This window comes from Flavobacterium endoglycinae, assembly GCF_017352115.1.
GTDB classification, from domain to species: domain Bacteria; phylum Bacteroidota; class Bacteroidia; order Flavobacteriales; family Flavobacteriaceae; genus Flavobacterium; species Flavobacterium endoglycinae.
In genome coordinates this window covers 978276-996857 of sequence record NZ_CP071448.1, presented here as the reverse complement: position 1 = coordinate 996857, position 18582 = coordinate 978276, and the positions used below count along the sequence as shown (strand labels likewise).

Below are 18582 nucleotides of genomic sequence, written 5' to 3'. Positions count from 1 at the left end.
CTCAGAATAAAATAACACCGTTTCCAGTTCTGTCAGGATAAAAAGTTTTTCCGTTTATAATTTTAACGCCATTTGCAATATCTTCGGCTAATAATAAAGCACCATCCATGTCAACATAATCCAGTTCAGGAAGTAGATGTGCGATGGCAGAAATCCCAACAGAAGATTCCGTCATACAGCCAACCATGGTTTTTAAACCCAGTTTTTTAGCTTCGGTAATCATTCTTCGGCCGGGAGTTGTGCCTCCGCATTTCATCAATTTGATATTTACGCCATGAAAATGATTATGACATTTAGCGACATCTTCTTCTCTAATACAGCTTTCGTCTGCGATTATGGGCAGAACAGTATTTTTAAAAACTTCGCGCTGACCTTCCCAATCTTCTGCTTTTAAAGGCTGTTCGATAAATTCGACATTTAATTTTTTGAATTCTTTTGCGTTTAAAAGTGTTTCTTCAACTGTCCAAGCGCAATTGGCGTCAACCCTGAAAACGGAGTCAGTGTGTTTTCTAAGTTCTTTTACAATCGAAATATCGTCAGGAGTTCCGAGTTTGATTTTATAAATCGGCCAAGGAAGTTCTTCCATTTTTAAAACCATATTTTCAATAGTGTCAATCCCAATAGTGTAATTTGTGAGTGGATTATGATGTATATTGTAATGCCATAGTTCGTATAGTTTCTGCCCTTTTTTGCGTGCATATAAATCGTTATACGCATTATCGAGCGCACATAACGCAAAAGGATTGTCTTGTAAAAACGGACTTATTTTAGACCAGAATTCTTCGGGAGTTTCGTTGGAAGTTTCCGTTACTAAATTTCTGATTTTCTCAATATCGTTTTGAAGAATATCAATAGTAATATTGTAATACGGATTTGAGGTAGCTTCGCCATATCCCGAAAATCCATTGTCGTGTAATTCAACAATTAAAGTGGGTTGAAAATCAATTGTTTTTCGAGAAATTCTAAAAGTATGTTTTAGTTTAAGATTGTATTCTCTTAAAATCAGTTCCATATATTAACTTCTTTTGATGGACATTTTTAAGCCAATTCCTGTTTGAAAATCTGGGGCATTGTCAAGGTTCAAATCTTCTCTGAAATATACAAAATAAGAGAATCGCTTGGTCGAATAGGTGCACATAAAACTCCATCCTTCGAGATCTTCATATAAATGATATATACTCTTCTGCCAGTGTGTGTTGATTCTTTCTCCGGTAAAAACCAGATAGTCTAAATCCTTTTTCTTGTTGTACGAAGTCTGAAAATTATAATTGATGCCGTACGAAATGCGATTGTTGTTTCTCAGTTTGACTTTGTAGTCGAAAAGGGCTTCAAAGCTATACAGGAAATCTTGATTACTGATATTTACTCTATCGCCATATTCTATAAAATGCTGACGTAATGCTCCGGCACTTAAACCAAAACTTAGAATATTTTTATCTTTTACAATCATTTTTTTCAAAATAGAAGAAGAAACGCCAATATCTGCCGATGGATTATAACTAGAAGTATTTATTCCAAGCTGTGCACCAAAATTTAAATAAATGCGGTGTTTTTTATTCATTTCCAATTCGGGATAATAATTGTAATTGATATCGATTCCCGGAATTCTGAAATCATTATTGTTCATTGTGAGAACTTTATTGTTTTCATCTTTATACGATATTCCGGCTTGATTGATGCCGTAATGATATCGTGAAAATGGATCTTTTCCGCCTGCGATGTTACGATGAAACCATTCTATTGTTTCATCTGAAGTAAAAACAGAAAAAGGATATTTTCCTCGGTCAAGAGAATTGGCACGAAGACTGAAATTTAGTTCGTGATGAATGGTAAGAGGTAATGAAAAAGTGAATCTATACGAACGGATAACGCCGTCAGCAGTAAACTCTTTGGTTTTAGATGGAACTTTATTTAAATCAAATGAAAATTCACGGGTATGCCAAGGTATATTTTTGGATATTTCACGATCATTTGGATCTGTTAACTCGTATGATTTTACATAAGGCAATACCACATTTCCGCTTGAAACTTCAAATAAAAACGAGTATTTTTCAGGAGAACGAACATTAAAATTATGGTAGAGTCTGGAAATGTAAATTCCTAAGGGATGCGTGGAAAGCACGTATGGTTTTATAATATCTGAAGAGTTTTCTATTTCTTCGTTCCAAGAATTGCTTTTGTCGAATTGTGCTTTTAAAAGCGGATTAAAAATTAAAAAAAGAAAAAAGAGAAAGTAATATTTCATTTCAGAATTTAAAAATTTTGCTAAAACTAATGAATTTTAACAAGTATAATTGAAAATTCTATTCATTAATTTAAAAAATAAATTCCTCTTTTTTCTTTTCAATATTTTATAACAACGCTAATTAAGGAAGCTGTTCCTGAAGTTTCTTAATTTCATCGCGAAGTTTTGCGGCTTGCATAAAATCTAATTCTTTAGCTGCTTTTTCCATTGATTTACGCTTTTCACGAATTGTTTTTTCTAAATCAGCTTTAGACATATACGCCGTTTCTGGTTCTGCGGCAATAGCTGTAGTGTGTCCTAATTCGTATTCGACCAAAGGATTTTTGGTGAAGGCACTTTCGATTTTTTTATTTAATGCCTGTGGTGTTATATTGTTTTCAACGTTAAAGTTGATTTGTTTGGTTCTTCTGTAATTGGTTTCGTCAATAGTTCTCTGCATACTGGCTGTAATTTTATCAGCATACATGATTGCTTTTCCATTTAAATTTCGGGCAGCACGACCAATTGTTTGGGTCAGAGAACGGTGATTTCTTAAGAAACCTTCTTTATCGGCATCTAAAATCGCAACCAGCGAAACTTCGGGTAAATCCAAACCTTCACGAAGCAAGTTTACACCAATCAAAACATCAAAAAGTCCTTTTCGTAAATCCTGCATGATTTCGATACGTTCTAAAGTATCAATATCCGAGTGGATATAACGACAACGAATGCTTACTTTGGTCAAGTATTTCGCTAGTTCCTCGGCCATTCTTTTGGTTAAAGTTGTTACGAGAACTCTTTCATCTAATTCGCAGCGAACCTGGATTTCTTCAATTAAATCATCAATCTGGTTTAAACTCGGACGTACTTCAATAATTGGATCTAATAATCCGGTTGGACGGATAATCTGTTCTACATAAATACCATCTGATTTTTGTAATTCATAATCGGCTGGTGTTGCAGAAACGTATATTACCTGATTCTGCATGGCTTCGAATTCTTCAAATTTTAATGGTCTGTTATCCATTGCAGCAGGTAAGCGGAAACCATATTCTACAAGATTTTCTTTTCGGCTTCGGTCACCTCCGTACATGGCGTGAACCTGTGAAACCGTAACGTGGCTTTCGTCAATAACCATTAAGTAATCGCTTGGAAAATAATCCAATAAACAGAAAGGTCGTGTTCCAGCTTCACGTCCGTCAAGGTATCTTGAATAATTCTCGATTCCAGAACAATATCCTAATTCGCGAATCATTTCTAAGTCAAAATTGGTTCTTTCTTCCAAACGTTTGGCTTCGAGATGTTTTCCTATTTCTTTAAAATAATCAACTTGTTTTACTAAATCCTGCTGAATCTGCCAGATAGCACCTTGTAAAACTTCGGGAGAAGTCACAAACATATTCGCGGGATAAATGGTCAGTCTTTTAAATTTTTCGATTACCTGAGAAGTTTTAGCATCAAAAGCTTCAATTTCTTCGATTTCATCTCCAAAAAAGTGAATTCGGTAAGCATCATCCGCGTAGCTTGGATACACTTCAACTGTATCTCCTTTAATTCTAAAAGTTCCCGGATTAAAATCAGCTTCGGTTCTAGCATATAAACTTTGTACCAGACCGTGTAATAATTTGGTTCTAGAAATAACCTGATCCCTAAATACTTCAATTACATTCTTTTTGAATTCTGTTGGATTTCCAATACCATACAGACAAGAAACTGATGCGACAACCAAAACATCTCGTCGTCCAGAAAGCAGGGCAGAGGTAGTGCTCAAACGCATTTTTTCGAGTTCTTCATTGATAGATAAATCCTTTTCAATAAAAACTCCTGTAACTGGCATAAAAGCTTCGGGCTGATAATAATCGTAATAGGAAACAAAATATTCAACGGCATTGTTTGGAAAGAACTGCTTGAACTCTGAATACAATTGCGCAGCCAATGTTTTATTATGGGCTAAAACCAAAGTCGGTCGCTGGATTTCCTGAATTACATTGGCAACAGTAAAGGTTTTTCCAGATCCTGTAACTCCCAATAAAGTTTGATATTTATCTCCATCAATTACCCCTTGCGCCAGTTTTTGTATGGCTTGCGGCTGATCTCCTTTTGGACTGTATTCTGAAGCTACTTGAAATTTCATTTGTGCGGGCTGAAAATTTAGTTTTGTAAAGATACGAAGTTTGCATTCGAATCTAAAAAATTAATGACGGCATCATTGGTAATTTTAGACTGATCGATTGTTAAAAAATGTCCAGCATCTTTTATGATTTTTGTTTTGCTTCTTGGTAAGTATTTCTGAGCTCGTTCTAAACTTTCTTTTGAATTAATAACATCTTGATCGCCAATTAAAACCAAAACTGGATTTTCGATAGATTGTAATTCCTTATCTGAAAATGGATGCATTTTAAGCATGCTCGAATTTGATTTGGCGTATTTATTGGCTAAATAGAATTGTCTTTTATAAACTGGACTTATGTTTTCAGGATGTGTTGAAAAGGTTGATAAAGTTTTGCTGAATTTCTTCTCGCTTGGAAAAAGTTTTAACATTAAAGCAGAAGTGGTTTTGCCGACTTTATCTATGAATTTAAAAGTCTGTGCGGGACTTAATAAAACGATTTTATCGATTGAATTCTTTTTTTGAGAGGCTAATAATGTAGCAATCCAGCCTCCTCTTGAAGCGCCCACAATATCAAATTTCTTTAATTTGTAATGATCGAAAACTTCGTTATACCAAATCACAATTTCTTCTGATGAAAGTGGTTTTGATGTTAAATTAGATTTATTAGGTTCCATTATAAAATCAATGGCGTAAATACGGTGGTTTTTGGCTAAAGCTTTAATATTTGGATACCACATTGTAGAACTGGCGTCCATTCCGTGTAATAAAACTAAATCTTTTCCATTTTTCGGTCCAGCGATAATTACATGTGCAGTTCCGAAACTGGTATTGACATCTTCTTCGGTGTAAGGAACGTTCCAAAGTTTTAAGGACTTGTTGTATGCGGTTTGGTATTTTTGTTCTTCGTTTTTGGTTTTAAAAACGTAATCTTCAAATTTGGCTTTTTTTGAAGCGCAACCTGCAACCAAAAAAAGGACAACTGCTAAGCGAGTATATAGTTTTGACATGGTGATAAAATTCGATTTTCAGCTTAAAGTTACGATTATCACAAGCGGAAGCTGTATCAGAATTTTATTTTAAAATATCATAATTATAAGGTTGTGTTGCTTTTGGAAGTTAAATAATATACTTGAACCAAAGCCAGAATCGCATTAGGAATAATTACAGGTAAAAGCCATTGATTTAAATCTCTGTAATCGTTTAAGAAAATTCCATAGATTACAAAGCAGATACAGCCGAACATATTAATAAAGCGAATTGTTCTGAGATTTTTCAGCATAAAACCTCCAACAATAAATACAGATGCGAGATAACCAATATATTCTGCCATGATATTGATATTTAATGTTTTATGTTAAATGTAATAAAAGTAAATTACAAAATTGATTTCTGTATAGAAATTGAAGAACTATTTATTTTACTAGTATTTACCTAATACCAATAAATTAGACTCCATATTGGTATCTTTAGGTACAATAACAGAAACGCCATATTTATTTTGTACCCATTTTAAATTCCTCATATCTAAAAAAGGTTGTACACTTTTTATACTATTTTGTTCAGAATTTTTTCCACACAATATTCCAAAAAAATCAACTTCAGTTTCAATCTTTAATGGTAAATGATCTGAGAAAGCTTCATTTAGATAGAGATCGCACAAAGCATCAATAATCACAACTATTTTATCATTAACATTTTTGAACTCAATTTTTGAATTGTATACTTGTGTGTGTTCATGTAGATATAAAAGAGCATGAGGTTCTTCTTCATCTTCAGGATAATCATTCCATTCAACTATTTTGCCTGAAATATCAGTCCAGTTTTGAATTTCTCCAGATTTGATTTTTAATATTATTTCGGCATTAAAAAATAATTCATCTTCTGGATAGAATGAATTTGATGTATCTACATTTTCATAATCATCTGTACTTATCGCTTTTATTTGTAAGCCAAAAATTAATTGATTGTTTTGCTCTTTTATAAATGCATCTAAGTATGCATGCTTTATTTCAAAAAAGTTATCTTTTATCTTAAACATTATTCAATATTTTAAATGAATAAATATACTGACTTGTAAAATGCTTCTTTAGAAGAAGCATAAATTACATAAATGCAAAGATACATTTTACAAATAGCAAGAAGTATTTTTTGTAATATTTTTCTTTTATTTATTGTTTGCAAAACTCCATGCTACAATACGGCTATTTTTCTGTCCCTGTGCCATATCAATTGTTTTAACTGAAACGGCGTTTACCTTTTTCAAGGTTTTATAAATCGATGAAAGATTTTCTTTTTTAGAAACTAAAGTTGTAAACCATAAACATTGAGAACCATATTTGACACTTTCATAAATCATTTGGGTTATAAAAGCGATTTCGCCGCCTTTGTACCATAATTCAGCATTTTGTCCTCCAAAGTTTAAAACTGGATTTGCATTTCTTTTTTCTTTCGGATTTAAATTAGAAACCTTTCTGGAAGCACTTTTATTCGCTTCTTCTGCAGATGCGTGAAAAGGAGGATTGCACATCGTAAATGTGAAACGATCTTCGGGGATTATTATATTTTTGAAAATAAATCGCGGTTCTGTCTGCTGTTGCAAACTAATTTCTTCAATTAATCTGGGATTCGCTTCGATTATTTTACTGCAGTTTTCGATTGCTTTCTGGTCAATATCTGTGGCAACAAAAGCCCAATTGTAAATAGAATTTCCTAATATCGGATAGATTAAATTGGCACCCGTTCCGATATCTAATCCTAAAACAGAATTTCCATCAGGAAGCTGATTGTTATTGGTTTCAGTTAACAAATCGGCAATGTAATGTATATAATCTGCACGGCCTGGAATTGGAGGGCAAAGGTAGTTTTTAGGAATATCCCAATTTTGAATGTCGTAATACGTTTGTAAAAGCGCTTTGTTTAAAGTTTTTACAGCAAGTGGATTACTGAAATCAATAGTTTCAATTCCGAATTTGTTGGTAGAAACGAAAGTTTTTAATTCAGGGCAATTTGAAATGAGTTTTTCAAAATCGTAACGATCACGATGAAGGTTTCTTGGGTGTAAATTGCTTTTTTCGGAATTTTTTTCTGCTTTCATTTTTATTGATTTCGATGCAAAGGTATGGATTCTGTTTTTTAATTCAATTTAGTGCAACCTATTCATGTTAGAATATATTAGTCGAACCTACGGCTCTTTTATGCGGTGCATATATTTCTAACGGGATTAAAATCCGGCCTTACAATATTAATCGAGCCTAATGGCGCTTTTGGAAATTTTAAATTTTTTCGAAGAAATAATTTTTGGAAGAATTCCGTAGGAATAAAAATATTGTAGCAACGGATTTCAATCCGTTGTAATTAATGAATGATGTTAAAAAAGTTCCATAAGAACGATTCATTTTGAAGATCTGTTTCGAATCAATGATTTTTTAAATGTTTTTTTTAACCAGATTAAAATTCACGGTCAAATATTTATGGACCTTATGGTTATTTTTAATCAAAACATTCCATCAAAAGTAAATCACCTTGAGAATGGGTAATAGTTACCATTCCATCTTTTTCAACAGAATTACTGCTTCCGGTTCTGTAGCCCATTGTAAGTGTATCGTTGTTTAATTCGTATTTTAAATTGGTAGAAGAAATTCCGTTTACAATACCAATTGGAATAAGGGAAATTGGCGTATTTGCTGTATACCATTTCTCGAATTTTGTTGGTAGCAGAAATATCTTCGAATGATCGTCAAGAATTACAATTTTTAGTAAATCTCTATAGCGAACAATTTGTGTAAGGTTTGTAATCGTGTGATCAGCACGTCTTCCAGTTGCCCAAACGACATTTACGGCAGGAATTTTTCTTTCGATTAAATAATCAAATGCTTTTTCAAGATCGGTTTTATCTTGATCGGGTGTGTGAACAATTTCTAATGGATATTGAGAAGTTTTGTAAAACTCGGGATCAAAACCACGATCAAAATCACCTAGCAGTACATCGACTTTTATTCCTAATTCTATTACTCTTTCTATCGCCGAATCTAAAACCACTACGAGCGGAGACCATTCGAGTAATTGTCCTAATAATTCAGGGTTGCAGGCAGCGCCATTGGCAATTATCAAAGCAGGTTCCTGATCGTCGCGGACAATATGATGTGATGACATTTAGAGTTCATTTAAATTATGCCGCAAATGTACGAAAGTTATGGGGCTTTGACTGGATGAATTTATTTAATTGGCTTTAAAAGCAACAGCATCAACTTCTATCTGCATTTTATCAAGCGCAAGTCTTGGAACCGGAATTAAAGTACTGGCCGGAAATGGTTTGTTTTGCCACGTTTTGCTCATTTCTTCTTCCCATATTTTGAGCTTTTCTGAGGAGTGGTCCACTATTAAAATCGTAATTTTCATGACATTTTCTGGTTTCAGATTATAGCTGTTTAAAATGGTTGTCAGATTTTTTAAAGCCGTTTGAACTTGTTCTCTAAAGTCGGGACTTAAAAGGTGTTCTTTGCCTAGTCCGCCGCTCTGACCCGAAATATAGACTAGTTCTCCCGATGTTTTTACAGAAGAGGCATGGCTGAAACCATACGGAGTGGGATTGAATAAAGAATCAGGATTTTTGAAAGTTTGTGCTTTTGTCTGGAATGTAAAAAGGCACACTGCAAATGCAATTAAATAGTTCATGTTTTAAAAATTAAAATTAAGAATACAAAGGTTTCGCAATTCTAATTTTTAAAACATTTACATATGTTGAGGAGGGAGATTTTTGATTGCAGATTTTAGATTTTAGATTTTAGATTTTTTGAAATGAGCAATCTACAATCTACAATCAGAAATCTAAAAGCCTTCTATGGTAATTAATCTGTCCTAAATGATACGACAAATGTGTCGCTAAATGAATCAGAAAGAAACCTGTTGTCATTTCTTTTTCAAAAACAATTTCAGGATAAATGGTTTCTAAATCAGTTTCAGTTAAAGAATCGAAAATCTCATTGACCATTAAAATTGTATTTTCGATTTTGCTGATCAATTCTGCGCTTGGAATATCTTTCAGCGAAAATTCAAGCGGGCGATTGCGAATATAACCTGTGTTACCAAGACGTGCGCCAATATAAGTATTGATATTTCCCATTAAATGAAGACATAAATTTCCTGCTGAATTCGAGATGTTTTTGTCAATTACCCAAATTGCATTTTCGTTTTCGTACGATTCAATTTCGATTTTAAGCTTATTTAAATCTCTATTAAAAAGCGTTTTTAAAGATTCGATTACCATAATTAGTTTCTATTTTTTATTGGAATCCATATTTCTTCTTCAGAATCTGGATCATCTTTTTTGTATTTATGATCCATTACAGCAAAATGCGGTCTGTCATCAACTGTATATTTAGAGTTTGGCAGCCATTCTGTAAAAATGGAATGATAAGTCGTATGTCCATTTGATGCAGGACCATAATGAACAAAAACGGCATATAATCCATCTGGAACAACTAAAGTTTCCATACCGACCGCAATGTCATTATAATCTGAAACTTCTACAGCGGCCCATTTCTGAAAGATTTTACTGGGATCAAAATTATCAAAATGACCGGTCGAAAAAACTTCTAATGAATATAAATTATCACTTATGATATTTTTAATTTCTTTTTTCTTCGGCATAAAACCACTCCATAATTCAAAGGTTTTATTTTCAATAAAAGACATATCGATGTGTCTACCTAGTAGTTTTTTTTCAGTTAAAGTTTCAATTCTGGCTTCCATAAATTATTGGATTTTGTATTTTTTGGTTTCACTTTCGTTAAGCGAAAAATACCCTAATGGATAATTCGCTTTGTCAGTTGTATTGATAATATTTCCTCTTACTGTGGCTGGCGGTGATTGAAATGGACCTCCCACGTTACTGCTGGCAATACTTACCAGGATACTCATATAATTATAGTATTGTTTTGAAATTCCGTAATGCGTTATTTCCAGTTCGTCTCCAGGTTTTAATTCATCATCTTCAGATACGCTGAAGAATTCATTTCCTTGATAAAATTTATCCTCATCCACATAAAAATTAGAAGTTACTTTATTGGAATACACATATTTATACAAGTAGAAATTATCTTCATCTGGCGGGTCATTATAGTACGCTCTTACTTCAATGTCTTTTCCTGTAAAACCGCCTTCGTTATTTTGTTCAATCCGAGTAATCGGAGCGACTGATTTTAAGGTTTCTGTTGCTGTGTACGTATTTCCGCCACTTATAACAGTTAGCGTGTAGGTTTCGTTGATTTTTGGAATAAAATTAGTGCAGATATAACGTCCTGTTTTTTGAATTTCATTAAAATTAAACTGCACATTCTGGCTGTTTTTGATATAGATTACAGCATTAGAAACCGTAGGAATTACTTCTTGAAAATACCCGGTTGTTGTGGTTAATTTAACTACTTGTTGTTTTCCTGTGGTGCCTTTCTGCCAATTTATTGCCGCTTCGATTACTAATTTTGGCGGAGCTGTATCTAAATTTACATCAACGACTTCTTCACAACTGGTAAAGAAAAAAGAGATACAGAGTGCGAGTAATACAATTGCTTTTTTCATGATGTTTTATTTTCTCTGAGAAATAAATTCTAGAATTTAAAATTATAACTAACCGCTGGAACAATTCCAAAAATTGATAATCGGACTGCTTCATTTAGACCAGTATCAGAATTTTGTCTGAAATTAATCGATGCCGCATTGCTGCGATTGTATAGGTTGTAAATGCTGAAAACCCATTCAGCTTTCCATTTCCGATCTTTGTTTTTTCTAGGGGTTAACGTGGCCGAAATATCCAAATGATGATAGGCGGATAAACGATTTTCGTTTCTTAAACCATAACTTGGAACTGTAATTCCTAAATATTCGTATTGTCCGTTTGGATACGTTACCGGCTGTCCTGATTGTAAAACAAAGTTAGCCCCAAATGACCATTTTTCGTTTAAATTATAAGCCGATGTTACGGCAAGATTGTGGGTTTTATCATAAGCTGAACTGTACCATTGTCCATTGTTGATACCAGTTTCTTCGGGAGTTCTGCCAGGTGTCTGCTGTTCGGATTTTGATAAGGTGTAAGAAATCCAGCCGTTGAATTTTCCAGTGTTTTTCTTCAGCATAATTTCAAGACCATAAGCTCGCATTTTTCCGTTTAGAATTACTTGTTCGATGGCATTATTGGCAATTAAATTGGCTCCGTCAATATAATCGAGACGATTTTGAATTGTTTTATAAAATGTTTCCGCTTCAAGCGAATAAGCTCCTTCTTTAATATTTCTGAAATATCCTAAAGCTATTTGATCTGCAATTTGAGGTTTGATATAAGTATCACTCGGCATCCACACATCAAGCGGAGTAGGAGATGAGGTGTTTGAGATTAATTGCAGATATTGCGCCATACGATTGTAGCTCGCTTTCACAGACTGATTGTCGTTTAGTTGATATGAAACTGAAAATCTAGGTTCAAAATTGTTATAGTTTTTTATTACTTTATTTTTTCCGAAATATTGAGTTGAGGTTGGAGTTCCTTTTTCATAAATCTGCATATCGGAATCAAAAATTACGGGATTGTTGTTGTCGTAATAATTTACGGTTGAAGCTCCTAAACGATAAAATAAACTGTAACGTAATCCGTAAGCCAATGTGATTTTTTTGGAAATCTGGTTTTCGGCATCGAGATATATTGAAGGTTCAAAAGCATATTTTCGATCCAATTGATCAGGATTTATTCCTGAATCGGTTCCAGTTGGTTTTATAGTTCCGGGATTAAAATCGTAGTAAATTCCATTAAGTCCGTAGTTTAATTTGAATTTATCTGAAAAGTAATGTTTGAAATCATATTTTAAATTGTAGTTTTTGATTCCAGAATCCCATTTAAAACCGACATAATCCAGATCTAAACCATAATAGTAATCGCTGTAAATTAGTGATAAATTTGAAAAAAGTTTGTCTGAATACAAATGATTCCATCTTAAATTCAAAGTTGAATTTCCATAAATATTAGTGAAACTTTTGTTGAGATTGAAAACATCTCTTCCAAAATAACCTGATAAATACAAACTGTTGCTGTCGTTTAATTTATAACTGAGTTTGGTGTTTAAATCGTAAAAGTAAGCGGAATTGTCTTTGTTTTCTTCGGAAAATTTCAGGAACAAATGTGCATAGGAAGCACGTCCGCCAATTAAAAAAGAACCTTTGTCTTTAACAATCGGACCTTCTAAAAGCAGTCGGCTTGAGATTAAACCAATTCCGCCGTTTACATGAAAATCTTTACTGTTTCCGTCTTTCTGATAAATGTCTAAAACAGATGAAGCTCTTCCGCCAAAACGAGCAGGAATTCCGCCTTTGTATAATTTTAAATCTTTTATAGCATCGGGATTAAAAACAGAGAAAAATCCAAATACATGCGATGAGTTAAAAATCGTTGCTTCGTCTAATAAAATCAAATTCTGATCTGCACCGCCGCCTCGCACATTAAATCCTGAAGCACCTTCGCCCGCATTGGTTACTCCGGGAAGCAGTAATATGGATTTTAAAACATCGACTTCACCCAAAACAACAGGCATTTTTTTAATAGTTGAAATCGAGAGTTTATTAACGCTCATTTCGGGAGATTTAATGTTTATTTTGCCTTTATTATCTGTAATAATAACTTCTTGAAGTTCCTGTCCGCTTTCGCTGATGGAAAAGTTACTTTTTGTATTTTGATTTAAAATGATGGTTTGCTGAACGGTTTGATAACCCACATAACTGATTTCGATTTGATGTTCGCCACGAGGAACGGTTAAAGAATAAAATCCGTATTCGTTTGTTGTAGTTCCTATTTTTAAAGCTGGGATGTATATATTGACACCAATTAAAGTTTCATTATTTTTTGAGTCTTTTATGGTACCGCTTAAAGTGAATTTTTCTTGTGAAAAAGAGGTAAAAGCCGTGAGGATGATAATTAGAAAAAGACCTATTTTTTTTGTAATCATTGCACTGGTTTTGATATACATAGATAGCGATTCTTACTAAATATCTTGGCAGAACTTTTGTTAAACATTAGTTAAGAATAAAAAAAGACAGCCTTTTGAGCTGTCCTTTTTGTATTTATATGAGATGCACAAGCTGTGCGCCATTTATTTGATTTTAGAAATAATAGCATTGAATGTTTCACTTGGACGCATTGCTTTGCTTACTAATTCTGGAGTTGGCTGATAATATCCACCAATGTTTTGTGGTTTGCCTTGAGCACCAATTAATTCAGTATCGATTTTAGCTTCGTTAGCTTCAAGTTCCGCTGCAATTGGAGTGAATATCGCTTTTAATTCAGCATCTTTAGTTTGAGCTGCCAAAGCTTGAGCCCAGTAGAATGCTAAATAGAAGTGAGAACCACGGTTGTCAATCTGACCTACTTTACGAGCAGGAGATTTATCGTTTGCTAAGAATTTATCGTTAGCTTGATCTAAAGTTTCAGATAAAACAATTGCTTTAGAATTGTCTAAAGTTTGTCCTAAGTGTTCTAAAGAAGCGCCAAGCGCCAAAAACTCTCCTAATGAATCCCAACGTAAGTAGCCTTCTTCTGTAAATTGCTCAACGTGTTTAGGAGCAGAACCTCCAGCACCAGTTTCGAACAATCCACCGCCGTTCATTAAAGGAACAATAGAAAGCATTTTTGCAGAAGTTCCTAACTCTAAGATTGGGAATAAATCGGTTAAGTAATCACGTAAAACGTTTCCAGTTACAGAGATAGTATCTAAACCTTTGATGATTCTGTCTAAAGTAAATTCTGTAGCAGCAATTGGGTTTAAAATACGGATATCTAAGTTGGTAGTATCGTAGTCTTTAAGGTATTTTTGAACTTTTACGATTAATTCTCTATCGTGTGCTCTGTTTTCGTCTAACCAGAAAACAGCAGGAGTACTAGATAAACGAGCTCTGTTTACTGCTAATTTAACCCAGTCCTGAATAGGAGCATCTTTTGCCTGACACATTCTAAAAATATCGTTTGTTTCAACGTTTTGCTCCATTAAAACATTTCCATTTTGGTCAACCACACGGACAACACCATCAGATTTTATTTGGAAAGTTTTGTCGTGAGATCCGTATTCTTCTGCTTTTTGAGCCATTAACCCAACGTTAGGAACACTTCCCATTGTTTTTGGATCAAAAGCACCGTGTTTTTTACAGAAGTCGATTGTTGCTGTATACACTCCAGCGTAAGAACGATCTGGAATAACCGCAAATGTATCTTGTGCTTTTCCTTCTTTGTTCCACATTTGTCCAGAAGTACGAATCATTGCAGGCATAGAAGCATCAACGATTACATCAGATGGAACGTGTAGGTTTGTAATTCCTTTATCAGAATTAACCATTGCTAAAGCGGGTCCGTTTGCAATTGCTTGATCGATAGCAGCTTCAACTTCAGCCTGTTCAGGTCTTCCAGCAATTTTAGCGTAAATATCGCCTAAACCGTTTCTAGTGTCAACGTTTAATTCAGCGAATAAAGATTCGTATTTTTTGAAAACATCTGCAAAATATACTTCAACGATAGCGCCAAAGATAATCGGATCAGAAACTTTCATCATTGTAGCTTTTAAGTGTACAGAAAGTAAAACTCCTGCAGCTTTAGCTTCAGCGATTACATCAGCAGCGAATGCTTTTAATTTGTTTACGCTTAAAACAGAGCTATCGATAATTTCTCCTGCTTTTAGCGGAGTACTTGCTTTTAAAACAGTTGTTGTTCCGTCTTTAGCAACGAATTCAATTTTTACATCATTTGCTTCGTTTACAGTTAATGATTTTTCACTTCCGTAAAAATCACCTCCCGACATAGAAGCTACCTTAGTTTTTGAGTCAGCAGACCATGCACCCATTGAGTGTGGATTTGCTTTTGCAAAGTTTTTAACTGCTCTTGGAGCTCTACGGTCAGAGTTTCCTTCACGTAAAACTGGGTTTACGGCAGAACCTAATACTTTTGCATATTTTGCTTTAATTTCTTTTTCAGCATCGTTTTGAGGATCTTCAGGATAATTTGGTACGTTGTATCCGTGAGATTGTAATTCAGCAATAGCTGCTTTTAATTGCGGTACAGAAGCAGAGATGTTTGGTAATTTAATAATGTTAGCTTCTGGCTTAGTTGCTAATTGACCAAGTTCTGCTAAGGCATCGCCTGTTTTTTGAGCATCTGTTAAAGATTCAGGAAAGTTAGATAAAATTCTTCCTGCTAAAGAGATGTCTCTGGTTTCGATAGCAATACCAGCTGTAGAAGTAAAAGCTTGAACAATAGGTAATAAAGAGTAAGTCGCTAATAATGGCGCCTCATCAGTTAAGGTGTAAAAGATTTTTGAATTCTGTGTCATTTTTTTTTCTTTTTTTATAATCGTATCGTCATAAGAATGCCGATTTGAAAAGTATAGTCGGCTCAAAACGAGCGGAGCAAATATAATAAAAACCGTCCGAAAACGGTGTAGTTTTATTTTGAAATAAAGGATTTATCAGATTGTTATTTCGTGCTCTTTAAATTGTCAAATTGGTGATTTTGATATTAAAAAATTACAGTATTGTTATTGACTCTAAAAGAGGCATAAAAAAAACTCGTTTCAAATGGTATGAAACGAGTTTTTTATAACAATTAGATAATTGATTATCTTCTTTTATCTTTAATCTTAGCTTTTTTACCAGTAAGTTCTCTGAAGTAGAAAATTCTAGCTCTACGAACTGCACCTTTTTTGTTCACTTCGATTTTTTGTAAAGCTGGTAAGTTAACTGGGAAGATACGCTCAACTCCAATAGCTCCAGACATTTTACGAATCGTGAAAGTTTCTGTTGTTCCAGAACCTCTTCTTTGAATAACAACTCCTTTAAAGAACTGAGTTCTTGTTTTTTCCCCCTCTTTAATTTCGTAGAAAACAGTGATTGTGTCTCCAGCTCCGAAATCTGGGAAATCTTTTTTAGCAACGAATTCGTTTTGAACGAACTTTAATAAATCTGCCATGATAATTTTTATGATTATAGTTTATTTAGAGCAACGTTCACGAGTTTCGCCAGAGGTTGGTCTAATTCGGGTGCAAATGTAGATAAAAAATAATAAATTCCAAATAAAAATAAATTCCAAATCCCAATTTCTTAACTAATTGATTAATTGGTTTTTGGAGTTTTTAAAGATTGGGATTTATTCGAGTAAATCCGGACGTCTATTTTTGGTATGTTCGTACGCCATGTCTTCACGCCATTTATCGATTTTGGCTGCATGTCCGCTGGTTAACACTTCAGGAACTTTCCATCCTTTATAATCTGCAGGTCTTGTGTATATTGGTCCCGAAAGTAAATTGTCTTGAAAACTATCGGTTAAAGCGGAGGTTTCGTCGCTTAAAACACCTGGAATTAATCGGATTAAGGCGTCAGATAAAACTATTGCACCCAATTCTCCTCCAGATAAAACATAATCACCAATAGAAATTTCTTTCGTAATAAAATGATCTCTCACGCGCTGGTCAACACCTTTATAATGTCCGCATAAAATGATAATGTTTTGGTACATCGACATTTTATTTGCCATTTTCTGGTTTAAAGTTTCACCATCAGGAGACATATAAATAATTTCATCATATTCTCTTTGACTCTTTAAATGCGTAATGCAATCATCGATAGGCTGAATTGTCATCACCATTCCGGCTCCACCGCCAAATTGATAATCGTCTACACTTTTTTGTTTGTTAGTACTGTAGTCACGAAGATTATGAAAATGTACTTCAACTAAACCTTTGTCAATGGCACGTTTCATAATTGAAGCCTCAAACGGACTTCTTAACAATTCAGGTAAAACGGTAATAATATCAATTCGCATTTTTCGTCAAAATTTTTGCAAAGATACAAGTTAAAATTAGAGAGTTTAAATAAATATGAAACCAATGGATTTCTATATTATGAAATTAATGATTATAAAATATTCCGTAGGAATATAATTTCGGTAGAAAGATAACGCGGTATAGAGATAATGTCCCGAAAGGATTATATAAATGTTTTTGTAATAAAAAATATAGTCCCTGATGGGACAAAACAAAAGGTCGTTTATCTATTTTATGCTACCGATATTTTGTTCCTAGCGGAACAAGAAATGAGAAAAATTTACAACCAAGGTGATTAAGGACAATAATTGGGTATTCTGTTAGGAATATAATTTCGGTAGAAATAATACGGTATAGAGATAATGTCCCATAGGGATTTTAATAAATGTTTTGTAATAAAAAATATAGTCCCTGATGGGACAAAACAAAAGACCGTCTATAATTTTATGCTAGCGATATTTTGTTCCTAGCGGAACAAGAAATGGGAAAATTTACAATAAAGATGATTAAAGACAATAGTAATATTCCGTAGGAATATAATTTTGGTAGAAAAAAGAGGAGAAGAGAGGGAAATTGTCCCGTCAGGGACTATATAAATATTTAGATTTTGTAATAAAAAATATAGTCCCTGATGGGACAAAACAAAAGGTCGTTTATCTATTTTTTTGCTACCGATATTTTGTTCCTAGCGGAACAAGAAATGAGAAAAATTTACAACCAAGGTGATTAAGGACAATAATTAGGTATTCTGTTAGAAATATAATTTCGGTAGAAATAATGCAGTATAGAGATAATGTCCTGTAGGGATTATATAAATGTGTGACTGTCATATTTTAAAAGTATAAATTGAAAGATAATTCTTTCTTTTTATATTTGTGCAAATTAAAAAATATACTGGAAAATTAATTTCGGTAGAACTAAAATATGTTATGGCAAACACCTACACACAGATACATATCCACTTTGTTTTTGCAGTGAAATATAGAAAAGCAATTATACATACAAATTGGAGAAATGAATTATACAGATATATTTCTGGAATTATTAAAAATTGCAATCACAAGCTTTTAGCAATAAATGGGACTGCAGATCATATACATATTTTAATCGGAATACGACCTGTACAATCTATATCTGAATTAATGAAAACTATAAAGCAAAACTCTTCAAAATGGATCAATCAAAATAAATTTACAAATACACATTTTGAATGGCAGGAAGGATATGGTGCTTTTTCGTATAGCAAATCTCAATTGAAGGCTGTCATACGTTATATTGAAAACCAAGAATCACATCACAAAAAGCAATCTTTCAGAGAAGAGTTTGTCGATTTTCTCGAAAAATCCGAAGTTGATTATGATGAAAAATTTATTTTTAAGGAATTAATTTAAATATATAAAACC

17 protein-coding genes are annotated in these 18582 nt (G+C 33.5%); 1 reads left to right on the top strand and 16 read right to left on the bottom strand.

From position 1 onward, the window contains the following. Position 1: 1 nt before the first annotated feature. The 16 genes from J0383_RS04390 to trmD form a co-directional block, all read right to left on the bottom strand. The gene (locus J0383_RS04390; RefSeq protein WP_207297235.1) at positions 2–1012 is read right to left on the bottom strand and encodes a dipeptide epimerase; all 1011 of its coding nucleotides are present in this window, start codon (positions 1010–1012) and stop codon (positions 2–4) included. A 3-nt stretch (positions 1013–1015) separates the two neighbouring features. Continuing rightward, positions 1016–2245, bottom strand: a complete 1230-nt coding sequence (locus J0383_RS04385) for a hypothetical protein (protein ID WP_207297234.1) — start codon at positions 2243–2245, stop codon at positions 1016–1018. Between the two features lie 121 nt (positions 2246–2366). Continuing rightward, the gene (gene uvrB / locus J0383_RS04380; protein WP_207297233.1) at positions 2367–4358 is read right to left on the bottom strand and encodes an excinuclease ABC subunit UvrB; all 1992 of its coding nucleotides are present in this window, start codon (positions 4356–4358) and stop codon (positions 2367–2369) included. Positions 4359–4375: 17 nt separating this feature from the next. Then, complete coding sequence (locus J0383_RS04375; RefSeq protein WP_207297232.1) at positions 4376–5344, bottom strand: alpha/beta fold hydrolase; 969 nt, start codon at positions 5342–5344, stop codon at positions 4376–4378. Between the two features lie 83 nt (positions 5345–5427). Beyond that, complete coding sequence (locus J0383_RS04370; protein ID WP_207297231.1) at positions 5428–5667, bottom strand: uroporphyrinogen decarboxylase; 240 nt, start codon at positions 5665–5667, stop codon at positions 5428–5430. Positions 5668–5757: 90 nt separating this feature from the next. Continuing rightward, positions 5758–6375: a hypothetical protein gene (locus J0383_RS04365; RefSeq protein ID WP_207297230.1), complete on the bottom strand. Its 618-nt coding sequence runs from the start codon at positions 6373–6375 to the stop codon at positions 5758–5760. 126 nt (positions 6376–6501) lie between these two features. After that, positions 6502–7431, bottom strand: coding sequence for a 23S rRNA (adenine(1618)-N(6))-methyltransferase RlmF (gene rlmF / locus J0383_RS04360; protein ID WP_207297229.1), 930 nt, complete (start codon positions 7429–7431; stop codon positions 6502–6504). Between the two features lie 395 nt (positions 7432–7826). After that, positions 7827–8489 carry a thiamine diphosphokinase gene (locus tag J0383_RS04355; RefSeq protein ID WP_207297228.1) on the bottom strand — a complete coding sequence of 221 codons (663 nt, stop codon included), beginning with the start codon at positions 8487–8489 and terminating at the stop codon, positions 7827–7829. Positions 8490–8555: 66 nt separating this feature from the next. Next, on the bottom strand, positions 8556–9011 hold the full coding sequence (locus J0383_RS04350) for a RidA family protein (RefSeq protein WP_207297227.1): 456 nt from the start codon (positions 9009–9011) through the stop codon (positions 8556–8558). A 145-nt stretch (positions 9012–9156) separates the two neighbouring features. Beyond that, positions 9157–9603 carry a DinB family protein gene (locus tag J0383_RS04345; RefSeq protein WP_207297226.1) on the bottom strand — a complete coding sequence of 149 codons (447 nt, stop codon included), beginning with the start codon at positions 9601–9603 and terminating at the stop codon, positions 9157–9159. 2 nt (positions 9604–9605) lie between these two features. Continuing rightward, entirely contained in the window at positions 9606–10088 is a 483-nt protein-coding gene (locus J0383_RS04340) for a GyrI-like domain-containing protein (RefSeq protein ID WP_207297225.1), read from the bottom strand. A 3-nt stretch (positions 10089–10091) separates the two neighbouring features. Beyond that, positions 10092–10913, bottom strand: a complete 822-nt coding sequence (locus J0383_RS04335) for a DUF4249 domain-containing protein (protein ID WP_207297224.1) — start codon at positions 10911–10913, stop codon at positions 10092–10094. A gap of 29 nt (positions 10914–10942) precedes the next feature. After that, complete coding sequence (locus J0383_RS04330; RefSeq protein ID WP_207297223.1) at positions 10943–13324, bottom strand: TonB-dependent receptor; 2382 nt, start codon at positions 13322–13324, stop codon at positions 10943–10945. Between the two features lie 144 nt (positions 13325–13468). Beyond that, on the bottom strand, positions 13469–15691 hold the full coding sequence (locus J0383_RS04325; RefSeq protein ID WP_207297222.1) for an NADP-dependent isocitrate dehydrogenase: 2223 nt from the start codon (positions 15689–15691) through the stop codon (positions 13469–13471). 284 nt (positions 15692–15975) lie between these two features. Beyond that, positions 15976–16326 (bottom strand): 50S ribosomal protein L19, encoded by a 351-nt coding sequence (gene rplS / locus J0383_RS04320; RefSeq protein WP_207297221.1) that lies wholly within the window; start codon positions 16324–16326, stop codon positions 15976–15978. Positions 16327–16503: 177 nt separating this feature from the next. Further along, positions 16504–17178 carry a tRNA (guanosine(37)-N1)-methyltransferase TrmD gene (gene trmD, locus J0383_RS04315; protein WP_207297220.1) on the bottom strand — a complete coding sequence of 225 codons (675 nt, stop codon included), beginning with the start codon at positions 17176–17178 and terminating at the stop codon, positions 16504–16506. A gap of 930 nt (positions 17179–18108) precedes the next feature. On the opposite strand from trmD, the gene tnpA reads away from it, so the two are divergent. After that, positions 18109–18570: an IS200/IS605 family transposase gene (gene tnpA, locus J0383_RS04310; RefSeq protein WP_207297219.1), complete on the top strand. Its 462-nt coding sequence runs from the start codon at positions 18109–18111 to the stop codon at positions 18568–18570. Positions 18571–18582 lie beyond the last annotated feature (12 nt).

Excerpts from the sequence above, each read along its gene's own strand:
- J0383_RS04375 (WP_207297232.1), bottom strand. The coding sequence starts at position 5,344 with ATGTCAAAACTATATACTCGCTTAGCAGTTGTCCTTTTTTTGGTTGCA.
- J0383_RS04385 (WP_207297234.1), bottom strand. The coding sequence starts at position 2,245 with ATGAAATATTACTTTCTCTTTTTTCTTTTTTTAATTTTTAATCCGCTT.
- J0383_RS04370 (WP_207297231.1), bottom strand. The coding sequence starts at position 5,667 with ATGGCAGAATATATTGGTTATCTCGCATCTGTATTTATTGTTGGAGGT.
- rlmF (WP_207297229.1), bottom strand. The coding sequence starts at position 7,431 with ATGAAAGCAGAAAAAAATTCCGAAAAAAGCAATTTACACCCAAGAAAC.
- rplS (WP_207297221.1), bottom strand. The coding sequence starts at position 16,326 with ATGGCAGATTTATTAAAGTTCGTTCAAAACGAATTCGTTGCTAAAAAA.
- J0383_RS04365 (WP_207297230.1), bottom strand. The coding sequence starts at position 6,375 with ATGTTTAAGATAAAAGATAACTTTTTTGAAATAAAGCATGCATACTTA.
- J0383_RS04355 (WP_207297228.1), bottom strand. The coding sequence starts at position 8,489 with ATGTCATCACATCATATTGTCCGCGACGATCAGGAACCTGCTTTGATA.
- uvrB (WP_207297233.1), bottom strand. The coding sequence starts at position 4,358 with ATGAAATTTCAAGTAGCTTCAGAATACAGTCCAAAAGGAGATCAGCCG.
- J0383_RS04345 (WP_207297226.1), bottom strand. The coding sequence starts at position 9,603 with ATGGTAATCGAATCTTTAAAAACGCTTTTTAATAGAGATTTAAATAAG.
- trmD (WP_207297220.1), bottom strand. The coding sequence starts at position 17,178 with ATGCGAATTGATATTATTACCGTTTTACCTGAATTGTTAAGAAGTCCG.
- J0383_RS04340 (WP_207297225.1), bottom strand. The coding sequence starts at position 10,088 with ATGGAAGCCAGAATTGAAACTTTAACTGAAAAAAAACTACTAGGTAGA.
- J0383_RS04390 (WP_207297235.1), bottom strand. The coding sequence starts at position 1,012 with ATGGAACTGATTTTAAGAGAATACAATCTTAAACTAAAACATACTTTT.
- J0383_RS04330 (WP_207297223.1), bottom strand. The coding sequence starts at position 13,324 with ATGATTACAAAAAAAATAGGTCTTTTTCTAATTATCATCCTCACGGCT.
- J0383_RS04335 (WP_207297224.1), bottom strand. The coding sequence starts at position 10,913 with ATGAAAAAAGCAATTGTATTACTCGCACTCTGTATCTCTTTTTTCTTT.
- J0383_RS04325 (WP_207297222.1), bottom strand. The coding sequence starts at position 15,691 with ATGACACAGAATTCAAAAATCTTTTACACCTTAACTGATGAGGCGCCA.
- tnpA (WP_207297219.1), top strand. The coding sequence starts at position 18,109 with ATGGCAAACACCTACACACAGATACATATCCACTTTGTTTTTGCAGTG.
- J0383_RS04350 (WP_207297227.1), bottom strand. The coding sequence starts at position 9,011 with ATGAACTATTTAATTGCATTTGCAGTGTGCCTTTTTACATTCCAGACA.